Annotated in this window: 1 protein-coding gene; it reads left to right on the top strand. The window is 62.7% G+C overall.

The genetic code is table 11. The features are described from left to right. Window positions 1-2,764 (top strand): immunoglobulin-like domain-containing protein (locus CQW31_RS31250; protein WP_371858404.1); only part of this gene is annotated, 2,764 nt, incomplete at both ends.

The raw sequence follows: 2,764 nt of genomic DNA, 5'->3' as shown, positions 1-2,764 counted from the left end.
GCACGGCGGCAGTCACCACTGTCAGTGATACCATCGACACCTCTACCGTTACGCTAACCGCGACCCCATCTGTGACCGAAGGCGGCACCATCGTCTACACCGCCACGGTGAATGCGCCGGTCACCGGTAGCCCGGTCGTAGTCGGTTTGGCCAATGGGCAAACCATCACCATCCCAGTCGGGCAGTCCTCCGGTACCGCCACGGGTGCCGTCACCAACGATGTCTACCAAGGCCACGCGGCAGTTACCAACAGCATTACCAGCGTCAGCGGCGGCAATTACGAGAACCTGGTCGCCAACCAGGCACCGGTCAGCACCTCCGTTACCGATGCCCAGGACACCACTAGCGTCACCCTGACCGCCACGCCGACCGTGGCGGAAGGCGGCACCATTATCTACACGGCAACAGTGGACGCCCCTGTCACCGGCAGTCCGGTCGTAGTCAGCCTCGCCAACGGCCAGACCATCACCATCCCGGTCGGCCAAAGCTCCGGTACCGCCACGGGTGCCGTGACTAACGACGTCTACCAAGGCCACGCGGCGGTCACCAACAGCATCACCAGCGTCAGCGGCGGCAACTACGAAAACCTGGTCGCCAACCAGGCGCCAGTCAGCACTGCGGTCACCGATGTACAAGACACCACCACCGTCACCCTGACCGCAACGCCGTCCTTGGCCGAAGGCGGCACCATTATCTATACGGCGTCAGTGGGTGCGCCTGTTACTGGCAGTCCAGTCGTAGTCAGCCTGGCCAACGGCCAGACCATCACCATTCCGGTCGGCCAGAGTTCCGGCACCGCCACTGGCGCCGTCACCAACGACGTCTACCAAGGCCACGCAGCGGTCACCAACAGCATCACCAGCGTCAGCGGCGGCAATTACGAGAACCTGGTCGCCAACCAGGCGCCAGTCAGCACCACCGTGACCGACGTACAAGACACCACGACGGTGTCGCTGACGGCGACGCCGACCGTGGCGGAAGGCGGCACCATTATCTACACGGCAACAGTGGGCGCCCCTGTCACCGGCAGTCCGGTCGTAGTCAGCCTCGCCAACGGCCAGACCATCACCATCCCGGTCGGCCAAAGCTCCGGTACCGCCACCGGCGCCGTAACCAACGACGTCTACCAAGGCCACGCGGCGGTCACCAACAGCATTACCAGCGTCAGCGGCGGCAACTACGAAAACCTGGTCGCCAATCAGGCAGCGGTCAGCACCTCTGTTACCGATGTCCAAGACACCACCACTGTCACCCTGACCGCCACGCCTTCAGTGACCGAGGGTGGGCAGATCGTTTACACCGCCACTCTGACCAATGCTGCGCAGTCGGCGGTAACCGTCACGCTAAGCAACGGCCAGACCATCACCATCGGTGCCAATCAGACCTCCGGAAGCGTCGCCGTTGCCGCGCCCGCTGATGATCCGTATATCGATGCCGGTCAGGTGAGCGCCCACATAACCAATGCCACGGGTGGCAACTTCGAGATCCTGGCGATCAACAGCACGGCGGCAGTCACCACCGTCAGTGACACCATCGACACCTCAACCGTCACGCTAACCGCCACCCCATCTGTGACCGAAGGCGGCACCATCGTTTACACCGCAACAGTGAATGCGCCGGTTACCGTAAGCCCTGTTGTAGTCAGCCTGGCCAACGGCCAGACCATCACCATCCCGGTCGGCCAAAGCTCCGGCACCGCCACCGGCGCCGTGAGCAATGACGTCTATCAAGGCCACGCGGCGGTCACCAACAGCATCACCAGCGTCAGCGGTGGCAATTACGAGAACCTGGTCGCAAACCAAGCGCCTGTCAGTACCACCGTAACAGATGTCCAGGACACCACCACGGTGTCGCTGTCGGCAACGCCAAGCGTGGCCGAGGGTGGGCAGATCGTTTACACCGCCACTCTGAGCAATGCTGCGCAGTCGGCGGTAACCGTCACACTAAGCAATGGCCAGACCATCACCATTCCGGTCGGCCAGAGTTCCGGCACTGCCACGGGTGCCGTGACTAACGACGTCTATCAAGGCCACGCGGCAGTTACCAACAGCATCACCAGCGTCAGCGGCGGCAATTATGAGAACCTGGTCGCCAATCAGGCGCCTGTCAGCACCACCGTTATCGATGTGCAGGACACCACCACGGTTTCGCTGTCGGCGACGCCAAGCGTGGCCGAAGGTGGGCAGATCGTTTACACCGCCACAGTAGATGCGCCCGTCACTGGCAGCCCGGTCGTAGTCAGCCTGGCCAACGGCCAGACCATCACCATTCCGGTCGGTCAAACCTCCGGTACCGCCACCGGCGCTGTGAGCAATGACGTCTATCAAGGCCACGCGGCGGTAACCAACAACATCACCAGCATCAGCGGCGGCAACTACGAAAACCTGGTTGCCAACCAGGCACCGGTCAGCACTGCGGTCACCGATGTTCAGCACACCACCACCGTCACCCTGACCGCCACGCCGTCCGTGGCGGAAGGCGGCACTATCATTTACACCGCCACAGTAGGTGCGCCGGTCATCGGCAGCCCGGTCGTAGTCGGCTTGGCCAATGGGCAAACCATCACCATCCCAGTCGGGCAGTCCTCCGGTACCACCACGGGTGCCGTCACCAACGATGTCTACCAAGGCCACGCAACGGTCACCAACAGCATCACCAGCGTCAGCGGTGGCAATTACGAAAACCTGATTGCCGACCCGGCACCGGTCTCTACCACCGTCACCGATGTACAAGACACCACTACGGTGTCGCTGACGGCGACGCC

The sequence above is a fragment of the Pseudomonas sp. 382 genome (assembly GCF_002759075.1).
Lineage (GTDB): Bacteria > Pseudomonadota > Gammaproteobacteria > Pseudomonadales > Pseudomonadaceae > Aquipseudomonas > Aquipseudomonas vlassakiae.
This window is presented reverse-complemented; position numbering and strand designations above follow the sequence as displayed.